The sequence below is a fragment of the Sinomonas notoginsengisoli genome (assembly GCF_021554725.1).
Classification (GTDB): Bacteria; Actinomycetota; Actinomycetes; order Actinomycetales; family Micrococcaceae; genus Sinomonas; species Sinomonas notoginsengisoli.
The window spans coordinates 719900-737643 of sequence record NZ_JAIZDP010000001.1; the positions used below are offsets into that span (position 1 = coordinate 719900).

16 protein-coding genes are annotated in these 17744 nt (G+C 68.6%); 12 read left to right on the forward strand and 4 right to left on the reverse strand.

Features of this window, described 5'->3' with window-relative positions:
- Window positions 1-112: 112 nt before the first annotated feature.
- Together LF262_RS03290 and LF262_RS03295 are read right to left on the reverse strand one after the other, a co-directional pair.
- Window positions 113-1204 (reverse strand): hemolysin family protein, encoded by a 1092-nt coding sequence (locus LF262_RS03290; RefSeq protein ID WP_235778821.1) that lies wholly within the window; start codon window positions 1202-1204, stop codon window positions 113-115.
- Window positions 1204-2574, reverse strand: a complete 1371-nt coding sequence (locus LF262_RS03295) for a hemolysin family protein (RefSeq protein ID WP_235778822.1) — start codon at window positions 2572-2574, stop codon at window positions 1204-1206. The genes LF262_RS03290 and LF262_RS03295 overlap by 1 nt, the downstream gene beginning before the upstream one ends.
- A 410-nt stretch (window positions 2575-2984) precedes the next feature.
- On the opposite strand from LF262_RS03295, the gene LF262_RS03300 reads away from it, so the two are divergent.
- From LF262_RS03300 to LF262_RS17205, 5 genes are all read left to right on the forward strand, one after another.
- Entirely contained in the window at window positions 2985-6836 is a 3852-nt protein-coding gene (locus tag LF262_RS03300) for a multifunctional oxoglutarate decarboxylase/oxoglutarate dehydrogenase thiamine pyrophosphate-binding subunit/dihydrolipoyllysine-residue succinyltransferase subunit (protein ID WP_235778823.1), read from the forward strand.
- Between the two features lie 225 nt (window positions 6837-7061).
- On the forward strand, window positions 7062-7664 hold the full coding sequence (locus LF262_RS03305) for a GDSL-type esterase/lipase family protein (protein ID WP_235778824.1): 603 nt from the start codon (window positions 7062-7064) through the stop codon (window positions 7662-7664).
- Between the two features lie 138 nt (window positions 7665-7802).
- On the forward strand, window positions 7803-8657 hold the full coding sequence (locus LF262_RS03310; RefSeq protein ID WP_308190485.1) for a DUF4097 family beta strand repeat-containing protein: 855 nt from the start codon (window positions 7803-7805) through the stop codon (window positions 8655-8657).
- The gene (locus LF262_RS03315; RefSeq protein WP_235778825.1) at window positions 8654-9397 is read left to right on the forward strand and encodes a PadR family transcriptional regulator; all 744 of its coding nucleotides are present in this window, start codon (window positions 8654-8656) and stop codon (window positions 9395-9397) included. Before LF262_RS03310 ends, LF262_RS03315 begins: the two co-directional genes overlap by 4 nt.
- A gap of 86 nt (window positions 9398-9483) precedes the next feature.
- The gene (locus tag LF262_RS17205; protein ID WP_369299106.1) at window positions 9484-9558 is read left to right on the forward strand and encodes a 50S ribosomal protein bL37; all 75 of its coding nucleotides are present in this window, start codon (window positions 9484-9486) and stop codon (window positions 9556-9558) included.
- Window positions 9559-9661: 103 nt separating this feature from the next.
- Here the strand turns inward: LF262_RS17205 and rsrA are convergent, their stop codons facing one another.
- A complete protein-coding gene (gene rsrA / locus LF262_RS03320; RefSeq protein ID WP_235778826.1) occupies window positions 9662-9919 on the reverse strand; it encodes a mycothiol system anti-sigma-R factor in 258 nt (85 codons plus the stop codon).
- A complete protein-coding gene (locus tag LF262_RS03325) occupies window positions 9916-10581 on the reverse strand; it encodes a sigma-70 family RNA polymerase sigma factor (protein ID WP_235778827.1) in 666 nt (221 codons plus the stop codon). Before LF262_RS03325 ends, rsrA begins: the two co-directional genes overlap by 4 nt.
- Before the next feature lie 198 nt (window positions 10582-10779).
- Here LF262_RS03325 and LF262_RS03330 point away from each other — a divergent pair, with 198 nt between their 5' ends.
- The 7 genes from LF262_RS03330 to LF262_RS03360 all read left to right on the forward strand — a co-directional run bounded on the left by LF262_RS03330 (window position 10780) and on the right by LF262_RS03360 (window position 17741).
- The gene (locus LF262_RS03330; protein ID WP_235778828.1) at window positions 10780-11379 is read left to right on the forward strand and encodes a DoxX family protein; all 600 of its coding nucleotides are present in this window, start codon (window positions 10780-10782) and stop codon (window positions 11377-11379) included.
- Entirely contained in the window at window positions 11376-12749 is a 1374-nt protein-coding gene (gene aroA / locus LF262_RS03335; protein WP_235778829.1) for a 3-phosphoshikimate 1-carboxyvinyltransferase, read from the forward strand. The genes LF262_RS03330 and aroA overlap by 4 nt, the downstream gene beginning before the upstream one ends.
- A 1-nt stretch (window position 12750) precedes the next feature.
- On the forward strand, window positions 12751-13857 hold the full coding sequence (gene rsgA / locus LF262_RS03340) for a ribosome small subunit-dependent GTPase A (protein ID WP_235778830.1): 1107 nt from the start codon (window positions 12751-12753) through the stop codon (window positions 13855-13857).
- 53 nt (window positions 13858-13910) lie between these two features.
- Window positions 13911-14729 (forward strand): histidinol-phosphatase, encoded by an 819-nt coding sequence (hisN, locus tag LF262_RS03345; protein ID WP_235778831.1) that lies wholly within the window; start codon window positions 13911-13913, stop codon window positions 14727-14729.
- A gap of 134 nt (window positions 14730-14863) precedes the next feature.
- Entirely contained in the window at window positions 14864-15628 is a 765-nt protein-coding gene (locus LF262_RS03350; RefSeq protein ID WP_235778832.1) for a class I SAM-dependent methyltransferase, read from the forward strand.
- Window positions 15629-15739: 111 nt separating this feature from the next.
- Complete coding sequence (locus tag LF262_RS03355) at window positions 15740-17020, forward strand: Nramp family divalent metal transporter (RefSeq protein ID WP_308190486.1); 1281 nt, start codon at window positions 15740-15742, stop codon at window positions 17018-17020.
- Between the two features lie 10 nt (window positions 17021-17030).
- Window positions 17031-17741 (forward strand): metal-dependent transcriptional regulator, encoded by a 711-nt coding sequence (locus LF262_RS03360; protein WP_235778833.1) that lies wholly within the window; start codon window positions 17031-17033, stop codon window positions 17739-17741.
- The last annotated feature ends 3 nt before the right edge of the window (window positions 17742-17744 follow it).

Genomic DNA, 17744 nt, shown 5'->3' on the forward strand with positions numbered 1-17744 from the left:
CCTCAGTTCTGGGTAAGTGTCTGCGCACGAGCTGCTGCATCCGGCCGGGCCTAACCGCCTGAGAACCGCTCGCAATAAACCCACAGTACCGCTTCTTGGGAACAATTCCCATTTAGCTCTCGGCGGTGCTCCGGCCCGTCCCCTGCCCGGACCCTGCCCAGCGAAGCGCTTGGTTCTGCGTCGCGTCCCGGATCTCACCCACCAGCTGCTCGATCACGTCTTCGAGGAACACGATGCCGAGGGTCGCACCCTCGGGGCCGATCACGCGGGCCAGATGGAATCCGGACTTCTGCATGGTGGCGAGGGCGTCCTCGATCTCGTCGTCGGGCGAGAGGTTCGCAAGGGAGCGGACGCGGCTTTCCCCGATCGGCTGAGCCCGGTTCTCGGGGGCAATCGCGAGGACGTCCTTGAGGTGCAGATAGCCCACGAGCTCGCCGTCGTCGTCGACCATCGGGAAGCGGGAGAAGCCGGTGCGGGACACAGCGCGTTCGAAGTCGGCGGGGGTCGCCGTCGTCGGCAGGGACACGAGGTCTTCGAGCGGAACCATGATGGACTCCGCACTTTGGTCCGAGAACTCGAGCGCCCCCGACAACAGCCCGGACTCATCGTCGACGAGGCCACTGCGGGTCGACTCCTGGACGATCGACTGGACCTCCTCCAGGGTGAAACTCGACGTCACCTCGGCCTTGGGCTCGATCCCAATGAGGCGCAGGACAGCGTTCGCAGATCCATTGAGGAAGTAGATGACCGGCCTCACGAACCGCGCCATCCCCAGCAGCACCGGTGCCAGGAGCACAGCGGCCCGGTCGGCAGCGGAAACCGAGATGTTCTTCGGCACCATCTCGCCCAGCGTCACGTGGAGGAACGTCACGACGGCGAGCGCCACGAAGAAGCCGAGGGAGTCCCCGAGCTCGGCGGGAATCCCGGCCGCGTGCAGGGGGGCGCCGATGAGGTGGTGGATCGCCGGCTCGGCGACCTGGAGGATGAGCAGCGAGCACACGGTGATGCCCAGCTGGGCGGCCGCGAGCATCAGCGAGACGTTCTCCATTGCGTACAGTGTCGTTTTGGCCCGCCCCGAGCCCGCGTCGGCGAGCGGCTCGATCTGGCTGCGCCGCGCGCTCATGATCGCGAACTCGGCACCCACGAAGAAGGCGTTGCCAAGCAAGAGCACGGCGAGCCACAGGATTCCTGCCCAGTCCCCCATCAGGTGCTCCTCCCTCGGTGACGGGCAGCGCCGTGTCCGGACGTATCCGGTCCGGCGCCCTCGTCGGGAGCCCACGGCTCGTCACTGGGGGGCGTGAACTTGAGCCGGTCGACGCGGCGGCCGTCCATCCGCACCACGGTGAGGAGTCCGCCGCCGACCTCGAGGGCATCACCGGTCTCGGCGACCCTGCCGAGTGCGCTCATGACGAACCCGCCCACCGTCTCATAGGCGGGGCTGTCCACGACGCCGAGCCCGGGCACCTGCTCGGACACCTCGTCGGGACGCATGAGCCCGGGGAAGTACCAGTCGCCTCCTGAGCTCTGGAGGACCCCGGGGGCCCGCCGGTCGTGCTCGTCGGCGACATCGCCGACGATCTCCTCGACGAGGTCCTCGAGGGTGACGATTCCCGCCGTGCCCCCATACTCGTCGAGCACGACGGCGAGCTGGAGGTTGCCGTCCCGCAGCTGCGAGATGAGCGCATCGAGGTGGATGGTCTCGGGGACCTGCAGGATGTCGGTCATGATGGCCCCGGCGGGGACCTTGGTCCGCTTCTTGGCGGGCACGGCGACCGCCTTCTTCACGTGCACGACGCCCCGCACGTCATCGGGCGAGTCTCCGATCACGGGAAACCGCGAGTGGCCTGTCGCGCGGGCCGCCACCACGACGGCGTCCACCGGATCGTCCACGTCCACCGTGGTCACGCGGATGCGCGGCGTCATGACGTCTGCTGCCGTACGGGCTGAGAAGCGGAGCGTGCGGGAGACGAAGCGTGCCGTCCCGGGATCGAGCGTTCCGAGTTCGGCCGAGCGGCGAACGAGCGACGATAGTTCGGCGGGCGAGCGGGCGCCAGAGATCTCTTCCTTGGCCTCGAGGCCCATGAGGCCCAGCACGCGGTTTGCGAAGCCGTTGAACAGCACCACAGCGGGCTTGAAGACCGCTGTGAACACGAGCTGGGGCCGTGCGACGGCGCGGCCCACCGTGAGGGCGCGGGCTATCGCGAGGTTTTTGGGGACGAGTTCGCCGATGAGCATGGAGAGGAGCGTCGCGAAGACCATCGCGACGATGAGCGAGATGGCAACGGCACCGGGAACCCCGAGTGCGGTCAAAGGCGCTTCGAGCAGCCGCCCGACCGAGGGCTCCATGACGAACCCCGTCAGGAGCGTGGTCAGGGTGATCCCGAGCTGGCAGCTCGAGAGCTGCGTGGAAAGCGATTTGAGGCAGCGAAGGAGTGCAGCTGCGCCGGGTTCCCCGGCGTCGACACTGCGCTGGACCGTGGACTGGTCAAGGGCTACAAGGGAGAACTCGACGGCCACGAAGAACCCCGTGCCGAGGATGAGCACCAGCCCGGCGCCCAACAGGAGCCATTCCATATCAGCGGTACAGCTCCTCGCTCCGCGCGGGCAGCTTCCGCACCGGAACCACTCGGGCGAGAGTGGAGTGGCCAAGTACACGAGGTATGCCGGCGCTATGGCCACAGGGGGCGCCATGGCTCCCGCGGCCGGGCCGGCATCTAGAGGTGCCGTCCATAGTGAATCCAGACTAGCAGTGGCCCGCCCGGGGCCGTCCCGGGAAACAAGCTTGTGACTGTCGACTCACAATCACGCGAATCGCCGCACGGTTTACTAGACTGTTCACTTGAGTGTGGGCTCCTGACGGCGCCCACGGCGGTCGGCGGATACGTCCAGCCCCCACAAATCGCCTAGTGGAGCACGCGGGCGCGCGGTATGGGGGCAGGGCCACGGAAGCCGCTGAAAGTATCGATGGAAGAGGCGTATCTCCAGTGCCAGAACTGCCAACCCACCGCCTGCCCGAGGAATTCGGAGGCAACGAGTGGCTTGTGGACGAGCTCTACGAGCAGTACCAGCAGAACAAGAACTCAGTGGATGCCAAGTGGTGGCCGTTGTTCGAGTCCTTCGACTCGGACAGCGGCCACACGTCCAATGGCACGGCGAAGGCGCCTGCCGTAGACACGCTGACGCGGCAGATCCCCAAGGTCAAGGCGTCTGCAACCCAGGCTTCGGCACAGGCGGCGCCTGCACCGCCCGCGCCTGCGCCAGCCGCCTCCGCTCCTGCCGCGCCCGCACCGGCCGCCTCCGCTCCTGCCGCGCCGACACCGCCCGCGCCGACCCCGGCCCCGGCCGCGCCCGCCCCCAAGAAGGGGGCCGCCGGCGTCGTGCGTGACGGTGCGAGGCCGTCCAGCACCGGCCTGATCCCGGCGCAGCTGCCCAAGACGGCCAAGGACGAGACGATCGAAGAGGACGTCGTCTCGCCGCTCCGCGGCCCGGCCAAGGCCATCGCGTCGAACATGATCTCGAGCCTCACCGTCCCAACGGCCACCACGGTGCGTGCTGTGCCCGCGAAGCTGCTGATGGACCAGCGGGTCGTCATCAACAACCATCTCACGCGCGTGCGCGGCGGCAAGGTCTCCTTCACACACCTCATCGGCTTCGCCGTGATCCGTGCCCTCAAGCTGATGCCGTCGATGAACGTCTCGTACGACGACGTGGACGGCAAGCCGGTCGCGATCCAGCACGCGCACGTCAACTTCGGCATCGCCATTGACCTGCCGAAGCCGGACGGCTCCCGCCTCCTCGTGGTCCCGAACATCAAGAAGGCCGAGACGATGAACTTCTCGGACTTCTGGCATACCTATGAGGGCCTCATCAAGCGGGCCCGCGACGGCAAGCTCACCGCCGACGACTACGCAGGCACCACTGTCTCCCTGACCAACCCAGGCGGCATTGGCACGGTGCACTCGGTTCCCCGGCTCTCCAAGGGCCAGGCCGCGATCATCGGCGTGGGCGCGCTGGAGTACCCGGCAGAGTTCCAGGGCGCTTCGGAGAAGATCCTCGCCCTGCAGGCCGTCGGCAAGATCATCACCCTGACCTCGACCTATGACCACCGCGTCATCCAGGGCGCGGGCTCGGGCGAATTCCTCCGGATCGTGCACCGGCTCCTCCTCGGCGAGCAGGGGTTCTACGACGAGATCTTCGAGTCGCTGCGCATCCCCTACGAGCCGGTCCGCTGGAGCCCCGACCTCCAGGTCAACCCAGAGGACGCCATCAACAAGGTGGCGCGCATCCAGCAGCTCATCCACGCCTTCCGGGTGCGCGGGCACCTCATGGCGGACACCAATCCGCTCGAGTACGTCCAACGGCACCACCCGGACCTCGATGTCCTGACCTATGGCCTCACGCTGTGGGACCTCGACCGTGAGTGGCCCACAGGCGGGTTCGGCGGCAAGCCGAAGATGAAGTTCCGCGACATCCTCGGCGTACTCCGCGACGCGTACTGCCGCACGACCGGCATCGAGTACATGCACCTCCAGGAGCCCGCCGAGCGCAAGTGGTTCCAAGATGAGCTCGAGCACCCGTACAAGAAGCCCAGCCGCGAAGAGCAGCTGCGCATCGTGTCCCGCCTCAATGCGGCCGAGGCTTTCGAGACCTTCCTCCAGACCAAGTTCGTGGGCCAGAAGCGCTTCTCGCTCGAGGGCGGAGAGTCGCTCATCCCGCTCTTGGATGCCACGCTGTCCGAGGCTGCGGAAGACGGGCTCGACGAGGTCGGGATCGGCATGGCCCACCGCGGCCGCCTGAATGTCCTGACGAACATCGCCGGCAAGACCTACGCCCAGGTGTTCCGCGAGTTCGAGGGCACTCAGGATCCGAAGAGCGTCCAGGGCTCCGGCGATGTCAAGTACCACCTCGGCACCGAAGGCTCGTTCACGGCCGAGAACGGCAAGCAGACGAAGGTCTACCTCGCCGCGAACCCCTCGCACCTCGAGGCTGTCGACCCTGTCCTCGAGGGGATTGTCCGCGCCAAGCAGGACCGTCTTGACAAGGGCGAGGCGTTCCCCGTCCTGCCGATCCTCGTCCACGGCGACGCGGCCTTCGCCGGCCAGGGCGTCGTCGCCGAGACGCTCAACCTCTCGCAGCTGCGCGGCTACCGCACCGGCGGCACGATCCACATCGTCGTGAACAACCAGGTGGGCTTCACGACGTCACCGTCCGCGTCGCGCTCGTCGGTGTACTCGACGGACGTGGCCAAAATGGTGCAGGCACCGATCTTCCACGTGAACGGCGACGATCCGGAGGCCGTGGTCCGCGTGGCGCAGATGGCCTACCGGTTCCGCCAGCGGTTCCACAAGGACGTCGTGATCGACCTGGTGTGCTACCGCCGGCGCGGCCACAACGAGGGCGACGACCCGTCGATGACGCAGCCGATGATGTACAACCTCATCGAGGCGAAGCGTTCGGTCCGCAAGCTCTACACCGAGAGCCTGATCGGCCGTGGCGACATCACCCAGGAGGAGGCCGAGCAGCTTCTGCGCGACTACCAGGAGCGCCTCGAGCGCGTCTTCGCCGAGACCCATGCTGCGCAGACCTCGCCGATCCCGGTCATCACCACGGACGCGAAGGCCGTCTCGGACCTCGAGCGCCCGCTCGCACAGCAGCAGGATGACGCCGCAGGGACTGTCCAGCGTCCGACCGCGATCAGCGCGGAGATGCTCGCACGCATCGGCCAGGCCCACGTGACGATCCCGGAGGGCTTCACGGTCCACCCCAAGCTCAAGCAGCTCCTCGAACGGCGTGAGCAGATGTCCCGCGAAGGTGGGATCGACTGGGGCTTCGGCGAGGTCGTGGCTTTCGGTTCGCTCGTCGCCGACGGCGTCCCTGTGCGCGTCTCGGGGCAGGATTCGCGCCGCGGCACGTTCGTGCAGCGCCACGCGGTGTTCCATGACCGGAAGGACGGCGACGAGTGGATGCCGCTCTCCAGCCTCTCGGATGACCAGGCGAAGCTCTCGATCTACGACTCCTCCCTCTCGGAGTACGCGGCCCTCGGCTTCGAGTACGGCTACTCGGTGGAGCGCCCGGACGCGCTTGTCGCATGGGAGGCGCAGTTCGGCGACTTCGTCAACGGCGCCCAGACGGTCATCGACGAGTTCATCTCCTCGGCCGAGCAGAAGTGGGGCCAGCGCAACTCGCTCGTCATGCTCCTGCCGCACGGCTACGAGGGCCAGGGCCCGGACCATTCGTCCGCGCGCATCGAACGCTTCCTGCAGCTGTGCGCCGAGGACAATATGATCGTGGCCCAGCCGAGCACACCGGCGTCGCACTTCCACCTGCTCCGGCGCCAGGCGTTCAACCGTCCACGCAAACCGCTCATCGTCTTCACGCCGAAGCAGCTGCTCCGCCTCAAGGCAGCGGGCTCGAGGGTCGAGGACTTCACGTCGGGCAGCTTCCAGCGCGTGATCGGGGAGCACGAACAGCTGGATGCGAGCGCCGTGGACCGAGTGGTCCTGGTGTCGGGCCGCCTGTACTACGACCTGCTCTCGTCGCGGACCAAGGCCAAGGACTCCAAGACCGCGATCATCCGCGTCGAGCAGCTCTACCCGCTGCCGCAGCCCGAGATCGAGGCGGAGCTCGCGAAGTACCCGAACGCAGAGGTCATCTGGGCGCAGGACGAGCCGGCGAACCAAGGGCCGTGGCCGTACATCGCCGTCTCCCTGGCCCCGGTCCTCGACCGGCGCCTGCGGCTCGTCTCGCGCGCGGCCTCGGCCGCCACGAGCGCGGGTTCGATGAAGCGGCACACAGCGGAGGGGGACGTCCTCGTCCGCGAGGTGTTCGCTCGCTAACCCTGCCGGATCGCCTTTGGGCGCAGCGGTGAGTACGACGGCGGCTGGTCCCCACGCGGGGGCCAGCCGCCGTCGTCGTGGGCGCCTTGCCCGCGTGCCCTGGCCGCAGCCGAACGTGCCGAATGGCCGTGGCGCGCACCGCCTCCGCCGAGGGTGGGGTTGCCTTCGCTAGACTCAGAAACCGAAGGCGGGGCCAGCAGGACCCCACTGATGATGGGAGTGTGGATGCCCCACGAGAGGAAGCTTCGCATTGCGGCTATCGGCGACGAGCTGCTGGCTGGCAACGGGGATCCGAGGGCCCTGGGCTGGCTGGGCAGGGTCTTGGCGCGGACGCCGCGGGAGGAGTTCGTCCTCGAGTCCTACGTTCTGGCTGCGCCTCAGGAGGGCACCGAGACCCTCGCCGGGCGCTGGGAGGCCGAGGCCTTGCGGCGGTTCGGGGGCGGGTACGAGAACCGTCTCGTGATCGGACTGTCCGGCCGCGACATCGAGTTCGGCCTCTCCCCCGCCCGCAGTAGGCTCAACGTCGCCAACATCCTCGATTCCGCGCAGCAGAACGGCGCCGAGGTCTTCGTCGTCGGGCCTCCGCCGACGCTCGACCCTGCGCAGAACCGCCGTCTCGCGGAACTCAACACAGCCTTCGCCGACGTCACGACCCGCCGGAACTACTACTACGTGGACACGTTCTCGCCTCTGCTCAACCACGAGCAGTGGCGCAGTGACCTCGCCGCGAACGCGGGCGTGCCCGGGCAGGCCGGCTATGGCCTCATCGCCTGGCTCGTGCTGCACCGCGGCTGGTTCCCGTGGCTGCGCCTGCCGCAGCCGCAGTAGCCCCCGCTCTAGGCCAACACCGGTCACCGCGGAGGGAGTTCTGGCGCGGCCCTTGTCCTTTTCCGAAACGCGATATATCTTGTTCTCCAGAACGCGATATATCGTGTCGGATCCGAGGAGGGACATGGAAGCGGAATCATGGTCCGTGACGGGCCCGCAGACCATAGACATCGAGGCCGTCCGCTCGCTGCGGTCGTCGAGGGCCGGCTGGACGTGATCGCACATGACGGCGCCGGTGCCCGTGTCGAGGTCTCCGAAGTACGCGGGGATCCAGTGACCGTTACCCTGACCGACGGGCGGCTCGAGGTGCGTCACCGCGAGGACGGCGCTCAAGGCTGGTTCAGAAGCCTCATGAACACGGCGTCCGGCAGCAGCCTGAACTATGCGGTGGTGGGCATTGCGGTGCCCCGCGGAACAAGTGTGGAGATCGCCACGGTCACCGGCGAAGGCTTTGTCTCAGGCGGCGGCCCGAGCACCCGCATCAACACGGTCTCCGGGTCGCTGCTGGCAGACGGTACCGAGGGCGAGCTGCACCTCAACACGGTCTCCGGGGAAATCATCGCGCGCGGCCACACGGGGATCCTCACAGCCAAGACCGTCTCTGGGGAGATCACGGCCTCAGGGGCACTCGCCGACATCCGCGCGAAATCGGTCTCGGGCGACCTGTCCTTCGATGTCACCGGGTCCTGCCGCAGTGTCGGAGCGAGCACGATGAGCGGCGACCTGACGGTCCGTGTCCCTTACGATCTCGGAGTCGACCTGGCGGCGAGCATGGTCTCGGGGCGTGTGGTGGTCGACGACGAGCGCTTCCGCGCGTCGGGAGGCAAGGTCACGGCTGTTCTAGGACCATCCGACCGCCGTGTGGCAATGCGGGTGAAGTCCGTCTCAGGCGACATCTCGGTGCTCCATGCGCCCGCAGGTACCCACCCCGAACCCGGCAGGGCGGACGGGGACACTCTGCGCAGTGAGGACACCGAGGGCGAAGACCGATGACGCCCCCGGTCTTCGCCCACGGCGCCCTGCGCCTGTACCTCCTGGCGCTGCTCGAGGACGGCCCCAAGCACGGGTACGAGCTCATCAAGGCCCTCAGTGACAGGTTCGGCGGGACCTACTCCCCGAGTGCCGGCACCGTCTACCCCCGATTGGCCAAGCTCGAGGAAGAAGGGCTCGTGGCGACATCGCGGGACGGGCGCCGGACCGTGTACTCCATCACCGATGCAGGCAGGGCCGAGCTCGAAGACCGCAGGGACGAGCTCGCCGACGTCGAGCAGGACATCTCGGCGTCGGTGCGGCGACTCGCGGACACCTTGCGAGACGAACTGCGTGCCAGCATGCGCGGGCTGCGCGCGGATCTCGCCGCGACGGCCGAGACGGCACGCCAGGCTGCAAAGCGTGGCGGCCACGCGCCGTCGTCCAGGTGGGACGCGGCGCCGGCCCCCGGCTCACCGGACGCCCACGTGCCCAGCGCAGACGCCGGACCTGCCAGCGGGCGCGAGTGGGCGGCGGAGACTGGCGCAGCGTCTGCCTCAACTCCACCCGGCAGAGCGGAGACGCTGTGGGACAACCGCGGGCGTCTGGCAGAGGCCGAGATGCTCGTCCAATCGTTCCGTGACGACATCCGGATCGAGCTGCGCTCCTATGCGGCGACCCATACCGTGACCGACGTGGCGCTCGAGGCCCTCAGACAAGCCCTCGAGGCCACGCGGGCGGCCATCCGCACGGCTCTGCGCTAGACTGGACGATGGCCTTCTGGGCCACTCGCCCCGTCCGACCCGACTCCGACGGGGTCACCAGTGAAGTCGAGAGAAGGAGGCCAGCCATGAGCAAGCGTGCACGCAAGCGCCGTGACCGTAAGCGCGGCGGCGCGAACCACGGCAAGCGCCCCAACACCTGAGCGCCTGCTTGGTCCGCAATGCGGAACAGGATGAGGCCCCTGACCGAACGGTCCGGGGCCTCATCCTGTTCCGGCCTCGCCTTGGGCCTGGCCTCTCTCGGGGTCAGGCTTCGGCGCGGAGCCCGTGGATCTTGCCCAGAATGGAATCCTTGAGGGACGCGGGAGCATGCTCGTGGCAGCTGCGCTTCATGGCCGAGCGGATCATGCACTCGAGGTCGTGTTCGCCGAGGCACTCGGGGCACGATTCAAGGTGAGAGCGGATCTCGGCAACCTCGTGCGCCGGCAGTGCCCCGTCCAAGTACTCGTACAAACGGTGGAGGCGGCTTTCGCTGCAGTCGCCCAGCCCTTGGCAATCGCTCATTGTTCCTTCTCCTGAGATGCTGCTGCGGTGCGGGCGCCCGCGAATCCGCGTTCTGCGGCGTAGTCTGCGAGGCGGTCACGGAGCAACTTGCGGCCGCGGTGGAGCCGGCTCATGACCGTGCCGATCGGTGTGTTCATGATGTCCGAGATCTCTTTGTACGCGAAGCCTTCTACGTCCGCGAAGTACACCGCGAGGCGGAACTCTTCGGGAATGGACTGGAGCGCGTCCTTCACATCGGAGTCCGGAAGGCGGTCGAGGGCCTCCGTCTCGGCTGAGCGTAGCCCGGTCGAGGTGTGGGATTCCGCGCGGGCGAGCTGCCAGTCTTCGACGGTGTCCGTCTGGGCCTGTTGCGGCTCGCGCTGCCGCTTCCGGTAGAGATTGATGTAGGTGTTCGTGAGGATCCGGTAGAGCCAGGCCTTCAGATTCGTGCCGGGCTTGTACTGGTGGAACGCGGCGAACGCCTTCGCGTACGCCTCTTGGACGAGGTCCTCGGCATCCGCCGGGTTCCGGGCCATCCGCATCGCAGCCGAATACAACTGGTCGACGTACTGCATCGCGTCCCGCTCGAAGCGGTCGCGACGCTGCTCGTCTGACTCGGAGACGACGTCAACGCGCGGATTGTGGCCGGCGGGCTGGGATTCAGCGGACTCAGCAGTGCTCATTGCCGCCCAGTCTACTGTCGCCAGCGGCATCACGAGCGGTACTTCCAGATGGCGGTCAAGGACCAGCACGCGCTTCCTTCCTCCCCTGCGTCTTCTCGAGAACACCAGCCACAACGCGCCGGGGGAAGGAAAATATTCCCCAAAGGTGCGAGACTGGGTGCCGTCGGAACACGCCCGAACCCATCCTCAGGAGGCCTGATGTCCGCAGTCCGAATCCTCGCCCGACCACTCCTTGGCTCGTCGTTCATCGTCGCCGGTGTGGGGAAGCTGAAGAATGCGGATGACACGGCGGAGCATCTCTCCCCGGTGCTGCGCCGGGCAGCCGATGCCCTCCCCGTTCAGGTCGACGAGAAGCTCCTCGCCCGCGCGGTGGGAGCCAGCCAGCTCGGCGCCGGTCTGCTCTTTGCTCTCGGCAAGGCCCCCCGCCTGTCCGCTTCGGTACTCGCGCTCACCAGCGCGCTCAATGCGTTCGTCGAGTGGCGTAGCGCGGATATCAGCACCCCCGTAGGGCGTGAGGCGCGCCGGTCCGGCCTGCTCAAGAACCTCTCGCTCCTGGGCGGTGTCCTGCTCGCGAGCGTCGATACGGCTGGACGCCCGTCCATTGCGTGGCGCGCACAGAACCTGGCCTCGGGCACGGCGAAGGCCAGCCGCCGGCAGCTGGCGAGTGCCGAGAAGAGCATCGCGAGCGCCCAGAAGGGCACGGGCAAGGCCCTGCGGAAGGCGGCGCGCCGCGCCGAGCGGACCGTGCGCTCGGCGGCCAAGGAGACTGCGGACACCGCCTCGGGCATCTTCGCGTGACGGACCTCTGGCCCGCGCCGTTCGCGGACCATCCGGTGGACGCGACGGTCACCGTTCCAGGCTCCAAATCGCTCACCAACCGCTATCTGGTTCTCGCCGCGCTGGCCGACGGCCCGTCGCGCCTGCGCGCGCCACTTCACTCGAGAGACTCGGCACTCATGGTGGCCGCGCTCCAAGCCCTTGGTGCAGGCGTAAGGGAGGTTGCGGGCGACGGCGAGTACGGGCCGGATCTGGAGGTCTCCCCCCTCCCCGCGGCGGGCACCGCCGCAAGGCACAGCCTTGGCCACGCGGCCGTCGACTGCGGCCTTGCGGGCACCGTCATGCGGTTCGTGCCGCCCGTCGCTGCACTCACCCGCGGAGAGATCGCATTCGACGGCGATCCCCACGCCCGCATGCGCCCCATGGGCCCGGTGATCGACGCATTGGCCGCACTTGGCGTGAGCCTCTCGGCCCCCGCGGGCAGTTCTGGCTCGGAGAACGTGCGGCCCGCGTCGCTGCCCTTCACGGTCCACGGCGCCGGAGAGGTCCGCGGCGGCCACGTTGTCATGGACGCCAGCGGCTCGAGCCAGTTCGTCTCCGCCCTCCTCCTGGCCGGTGCGCGCTTCACCGAGGGCCTGCACCTCGAGCATGCCGGCAGGGCCGTGCCGAGCCTCGACCACATCGCGATGACGGTCGCGGCACTGCGAGGCGTCGGGGTCGAGGTGGACGACTCCGTCCCCAACCACTGGATCGTCAGGCCGGGACCGATCCGGGCCTTCGATGTGCGGATCGAACAGGACCTCTCCAATGCGGGCCCCTTCCTCGCCGCCGCACTTGCGACCCGGGGCACCGTCCGGGTCCCCAACTGGCCTGAGAACACCACCCAGGTGGGCGACGCATGGCGGCAGATCCTGCCGCAGCTGGGCGCCACCGTGACGCTCGACGGCGGAACGCTCACCGTCCGCGGCGGGGAGCGCATCAGGGGGGCGGACCTCGCGGACACCAGCGAGCTCGCGCCGACGGTCGCGGCGCTGTGCGCCCTCGCCGATTCCCCCTCGCGCCTCTCGGGGATCGCCCACCTGCGAGGACACGAGACCGACCGGCTCGCGGCACTCGTGCATGAGATCACAGGCCTCGGCGGGGACGCCGAGGAGACCCCCGACGGGGTCGTGATCCGGCCCGCGAGGCTACACGGCGGCATCGTGCGCTCCTACGCGGACCACCGCATGGCTACCGCTGGGGCAATCCTTGGCCTCGCCGTGCCCGGCGTGGAGGTCGAGGACATCGCGACCACGTCCAAGACCATGCCCGAGTTCCCGCAGATGTGGGCACGCATGCTCGGTGCCTCCCCGGCGCGGGGCGCTATTCAGGGCGTGGGGGCCGACGCCTAGCATGGCGCGGCGCGAGTGGGACGAGAGCGACGTCCGCATCCGCCCCAACAAGCGGGGCACCCGGCCGCGCACCAAGGACCGGCCGGGCCACGAGGACGCTGTCCTGGGCCGCATTGTCACCGTTGACCGGGGGCGGTACACGGCCATCGTCGCCGAGGACACCCCTGAGGAGCGGATCGTGATCGCCGCGAGAGCCCGTGAGCTGCGCCGCACCCCGGTAGTGCCCGGCGACGTGGTGGGCCTCGTCGGAGACGTGAGCGGGCGCCCCGACACGCTCGCCCGGCTAGTGCGGGTCGAGGAGCGCAGGACTGTGCTGAGCCGAAGTGCCGACGACACGGACCCGATCGAGCGGGTCGTCGTCGCGAACGCGGACCAGCTTGTCATCGTGGTCGCTGCCGCGAACCCCGAGCCGCGAACTGGGTTCATCGACCGTGCCCTCGTGGCCGCGTACGACGCGGGGATCGAGCCTCTCCTGCTCGTCACCAAGGCAGACCTCCGCGACCCGGCCCCGCTCCTGGCAAACTACGAGCTCCTGCCGCTGGTCGTGGTGGTGAGCAGGACTGCCGAGGATGCGCTCGGTGCGGGAATCGATGCGCGCGGCGCTGACGGCTCGTCGGCGAAGCTCGACGACGAGGCAGTCGCCGAGCTCCGGGGGCGCCTCGATGGACACATCACCGTCCTGCTGGGCCACTCGGGCGTCGGCAAGTCGACCATGGTCAACGCGCTGACCGGGGCTGATCGGGCCACGGGCGGCGTCAACGCGGTCACGGGCCGCGGCCGGCACACCTCCTCCTCGGCACTCGCGCTGCGGCTCGCCGATGCCCGGCCTGGGAGCTGGATCATCGACACCCCGGGCATACGCTCGTTCGGCCTGGCCCACGTGGATCCGGATCGGATCCTGCACGCGTTCCCCGACCTCCAACAGGGCATCGAGGGCTGCGCTCGCGGCTGCAGGCATGACGCGGGGGCGGTGGGCTGCGGCCTCGACGGGTGGGTGGCCGGGGGGAACGCGGGCGACGCCGGCCCCGCCCGCCTCGCGTCGCTCCGCCGCCTCCTCGGCGCCGACCCGCGCGAGGAAGTGCAGGAGTCCAAGGAACTGGGCTCCTGAGGGGCGGCCATGCCTCACTCGTTTCTCATCCTCGCCGCGATAACGTGAAGGCCATGATCTCTGCGCCCGAGACGTACACCGACGACCTCCGCCTCGCCCACGTGCTGGCCGACTCGGTCGACGCCCAGACCATGGAGAGGTTCAAGGCCCTCGACCTCAAGGTCGAGACCAAACCGGACCTCACCCCCGTCACTGATGCCGACCGCGCCACGGAGGAGGCCATCCGTGGGCAGCTTTCACGGTCGCGTCCGCGCGATGCAGTGATTGGTGAGGAGTTCGGCACGAGCGGACACGGCTCGCGTCGCTGGATCATCGACCCGATCGACGGCACCAAGAACTTTGTGCGCGGCGTTCCGGTGTGGGCCACGCTCATCGCCCTCGCGGACGGCGACGAGATGGTGGTCGGAGTGGTCAGCGCCCCCGCCCTCGGCCGTCGCTGGTGGGCCGCGAAGGGGGTCGGCGCGTACACGGGCCGGTCGCTCGCCTCCGCCACACGCCTCAGGGTCTCGAACGTGTCCACCCTGGCCGACGCATCCCTCTCGTACTCGTCCCTCTCGGGCTGGAAGGAGCGCGGGGGCCTGGACGACTTCCTCGGCCTCACGGATGAGGTATGGCGCACGCGGGCCTACGGTGACTTCTGGTCCTATTGCCTGGTGGCTGAGGGTGCGGTGGACATTGCGACCGAGCCCGACCTGGCGCTCTATGACATGGCCGCTCTCGTTCCGATCGTCACGGAGGCCGGGGGGAGGTTCACCTCCCTCGACGGCTCCGACGGTCCTTGGGGAGGAAATGCGCTCGCGACCAACGGGATCCTCCACTCCGAGGTGCTGGCAAGGCTCAACCCGGACCACGAGGACCTGCTCCAGTCCTGACCCGTGCGGGCCGAGGGTGCTGGTCACCATTCGCCCGGCCGGCGGTGCGCCATGCCTCCTCGGTGGGTGAGCGCCGTCGTCCGTCCCCCGGCTGCGCCGTAGAGTAGGCAGGCGGACCGGGCAGAAAGGGAACCATGGCACGCGGCGGGCCGAAGTTCGACGACGCACGACGGCGGGAGCTCGCCGCGGCCTTCGCGGCCGGCGGTGAGCACTATGAGAAGGTCCGCCCGGGCTACCCCCGCGAGATCCTCTCCTGGATCGCACCTTTGGGGGCACGCACCGCGGTCGACCTCGGGGCCGGGACGGGGAAGTTCACCGAACTCCTTCTCGGGGCAGGACTCGAGGTCACTGCGGTCGACCCGTCCGGGGACATGCTCGCACAGCTGGCCCGCCGCATGCCGTCCGTGGCCTGCGTCGAGGCACCGGCCGAGCACACGGGCCTGCCGGATTCCTTTGCCGATGTGGTGGTCGCCGCCCAGGCCTGGCACTGGTTCGACACAGAGTCCGCCAGCCGGGAGGCCTCGCGCCTCCTGCGGCCGGATGGGCGGGTGGGCCTCGTGTGGAACCAGCTCGACACAGGTGTTCCGTGGGTTCACCGGCTGTCCCGGATCATGCACGCCGGGGACGTGCACAAGCCCGACTACCACCCGCCCTCCGGGCCCGAGCTGACAGGTTGGGAGAGCCACGAGGTGCGGTGGGAGGACGCGGTCACCCCAGAGGGCATCATCGAGCTCGCGAAATCCCGCAGCTACTACCTCCGGGCGTCCCAGAAGCGCCGGCAGAAGGTCGAGGACAATCTCGCGTGGTACCTGTTCGGGCATCTGGGCCATAGTCCCCACGAACCGCTAGCCCTGCCCTATATCACCCAGGCGTGGCGTGCCACGCAAGCACGGCCCTGACCTGCACCTCCGTCTGCAACTCGTCGATGTGGCCTACAATTTAGGCACACCGAAAAAGTGCTGTCTGGTCTGTCTAACTGCCGGGCGGCCCGCGTCCGAGAGGCTTCCAGGGTGGACAGGATGACCACGTCCGGTGAAGCGGCCACCTCCGCCCGCTCGCGCTGGGCGCTGCGCATCGGCATACTGGGCCCCGCCTTCGTCGCCTCTGTGGCGTACGTCGACCCAGGCAATGTCGCTGCCAACCTCACCGCCGGCGCACGCTACGGATACCTCTTGATGTGGGTGCTCGTGGCCGCGAACTTGATGGCCATGCTCATCCAGTACCTCTCCGCCAAGCTCGGCGTCGTCACGGGACGCACCCTGCCCGAGCTCCTCGCCCAGCAATTCCGACCACGGGCACGCCGGCTGTACTGGGCACAGGCCGAGATCGTGGCGCTCGCCACCGACCTCGCCGAGGTTGTGGGCGGTGCGCTCGCACTGCAGCTCCTGTTCAGGATCCCCTTGCCACTCGGAGCCGTGATCGTCGGCGTCGTGTCCATGGGGATCCTGGCCATCCAGGACTTCCGCACCCAGCAGCGCTTCGAGCTGGCGATCGTGGGGCTCCTGAGCGTCATCACCATCGGATTCCTGGCAGGGCTCGCAGTGAGCCCTCCCAGCCCATCAGGCGCACTGGGCGGACTCCTGCCGCGGTTCGACGGCTCCGACTCCGTCCTGCTCGCGGCTTCGATGCTCGGAGCGACGGTCATGCCGCACGCCATCTACGTCCACTCCGCCCTCTCCCGCGATCGGCACCGTGCAGACCCGGACGGGCATCATCCGGGCCACCCTGCCATCCGCAGACTCCTGCGCGGCACCCGGGTGGACGTTGTCGTCGCACTCGGCGTGGCCGGCGTCGTCAACATCGGCATGCTGCTCTTGGCTGCGTCCACCCTGGGCGGCAACGACGGCACCGACACGATCGAGGGCGCCCACGCGGCGATCGAGAACGCCCTCGGCCCGCTGGTCGGCGTCGTGTTCGCCGTCGGGCTCCTCGCGAGCAGTCTGGCCTCGACCGCCGTCGGCTCGTATGCGGGTGCCACGATCATGCAGGGGCTCCTCGAGAGGCGCATCCCCATCGCGGCGCGCCGGGCCTTCACGCTGGTGCCCTCCATCGTGGTTCTTGCGCTCGGCGTGGATCCCACATGGTCGCTCGTCGTGAGCCAGGTCGTGCTGAGCTTCGGGATCCCGTTCGCGCTGATCCCCCTCATCCGCCTCAGCACCTCGAAGGCCATCGTCGGGGATTACACCCTGCGGACCCCGCTCGTCGTTGCCGCCTGGGCGAGCGCCGTGCTCGTGGTGGTGCTCAACGGGGCGCTTCTCGTGCTCACCTTCGCTCCCTTCGCCGAACGGTAGGGTGGACGGTGTGAAGAGCCGGCTCTCCTCCTCCACAGAGGACTACCTGAAGACGATCTACGCCTTCACTGAGTGGCAGGACACCCCGATCACGTCCTCCCAGTTGGCCACGCGTCTGGGCGTGGCAAACTCGTCCGTGTCGGAGATGGTGCGCAAGCTGAAGGACATGGGGCTCGTGGACCACCGCCCGTACGGGGCCGTCCACCTGACCGAGGAAGGCCTTCGTGTTGCCCTCACGATGGTCCGCCGGCACCGGCTCCTCGAGACATTCCTCGTTAACGACCTCGGATACAGCTGGGACGAGGTGCACGTCGAGGCTGAGCGCCTCGAGCACGCCGTCTCCGACCTGTTCGTCGAGCGGCTCGCCGCCCGACTGGGGAACCCGGAACGGGATCCCCACGGCGACCCCATCCCCTCGGCGTCCGGCGACATCCCACGAATTGACGCCCACCGCCTCAGCGAACTCGACCCAGGCCACGAGGGGACAATCACGCGCATCAGCGACGAGAACCCCGAGATGCTCAGGTACCTCGCGCATGAGCGCATCCACCTCGACACTGAGGTCACGGTGGTGCGCCGCAAGCCGTTCGGGGGCCCACTGGTAGTCCGAGTCGGCCAGCACGGCGCAGCCCGTGACTTCGACGTCCCCGACGAGGTGGCCGAGGCGGTGTGGGTCGAGAGCACTCGCGAGCACGCGGGCTGTACCGTGGGCGGGAGCTGACGG

Excerpts from the sequence above, each read along its gene's own strand:
- hisN (WP_235778831.1), top strand. The coding sequence starts at position 13,911 with ATGATCTCTGCGCCCGAGACGTACACCGACGACCTCCGCCTCGCCCAC.
- LF262_RS03295 (WP_235778822.1), bottom strand. The coding sequence starts at position 2,574 with ATGGAATGGCTCCTGTTGGGCGCCGGGCTGGTGCTCATCCTCGGCACG.
- LF262_RS03305 (WP_235778824.1), top strand. The coding sequence starts at position 7,062 with ATGCCCCACGAGAGGAAGCTTCGCATTGCGGCTATCGGCGACGAGCTG.
- LF262_RS03310 (WP_308190485.1), top strand. The coding sequence starts at position 7,803 with ATGGTCCGTGACGGGCCCGCAGACCATAGACATCGAGGCCGTCCGCTC.
- rsrA (WP_235778826.1), bottom strand. The coding sequence starts at position 9,919 with ATGAGCGATTGCCAAGGGCTGGGCGACTGCAGCGAAAGCCGCCTCCAC.
- LF262_RS03350 (WP_235778832.1), top strand. The coding sequence starts at position 14,864 with ATGGCACGCGGCGGGCCGAAGTTCGACGACGCACGACGGCGGGAGCTC.
- LF262_RS03290 (WP_235778821.1), bottom strand. The coding sequence starts at position 1,204 with ATGGGGGACTGGGCAGGAATCCTGTGGCTCGCCGTGCTCTTGCTTGGC.
- LF262_RS03325 (WP_235778827.1), bottom strand. The coding sequence starts at position 10,581 with ATGAGCACTGCTGAGTCCGCTGAATCCCAGCCCGCCGGCCACAATCCG.
- LF262_RS03315 (WP_235778825.1), top strand. The coding sequence starts at position 8,654 with ATGACGCCCCCGGTCTTCGCCCACGGCGCCCTGCGCCTGTACCTCCTG.
- LF262_RS03330 (WP_235778828.1), top strand. The coding sequence starts at position 10,780 with ATGTCCGCAGTCCGAATCCTCGCCCGACCACTCCTTGGCTCGTCGTTC.
- rsgA (WP_235778830.1), top strand. The coding sequence starts at position 12,751 with ATGGCGCGGCGCGAGTGGGACGAGAGCGACGTCCGCATCCGCCCCAAC.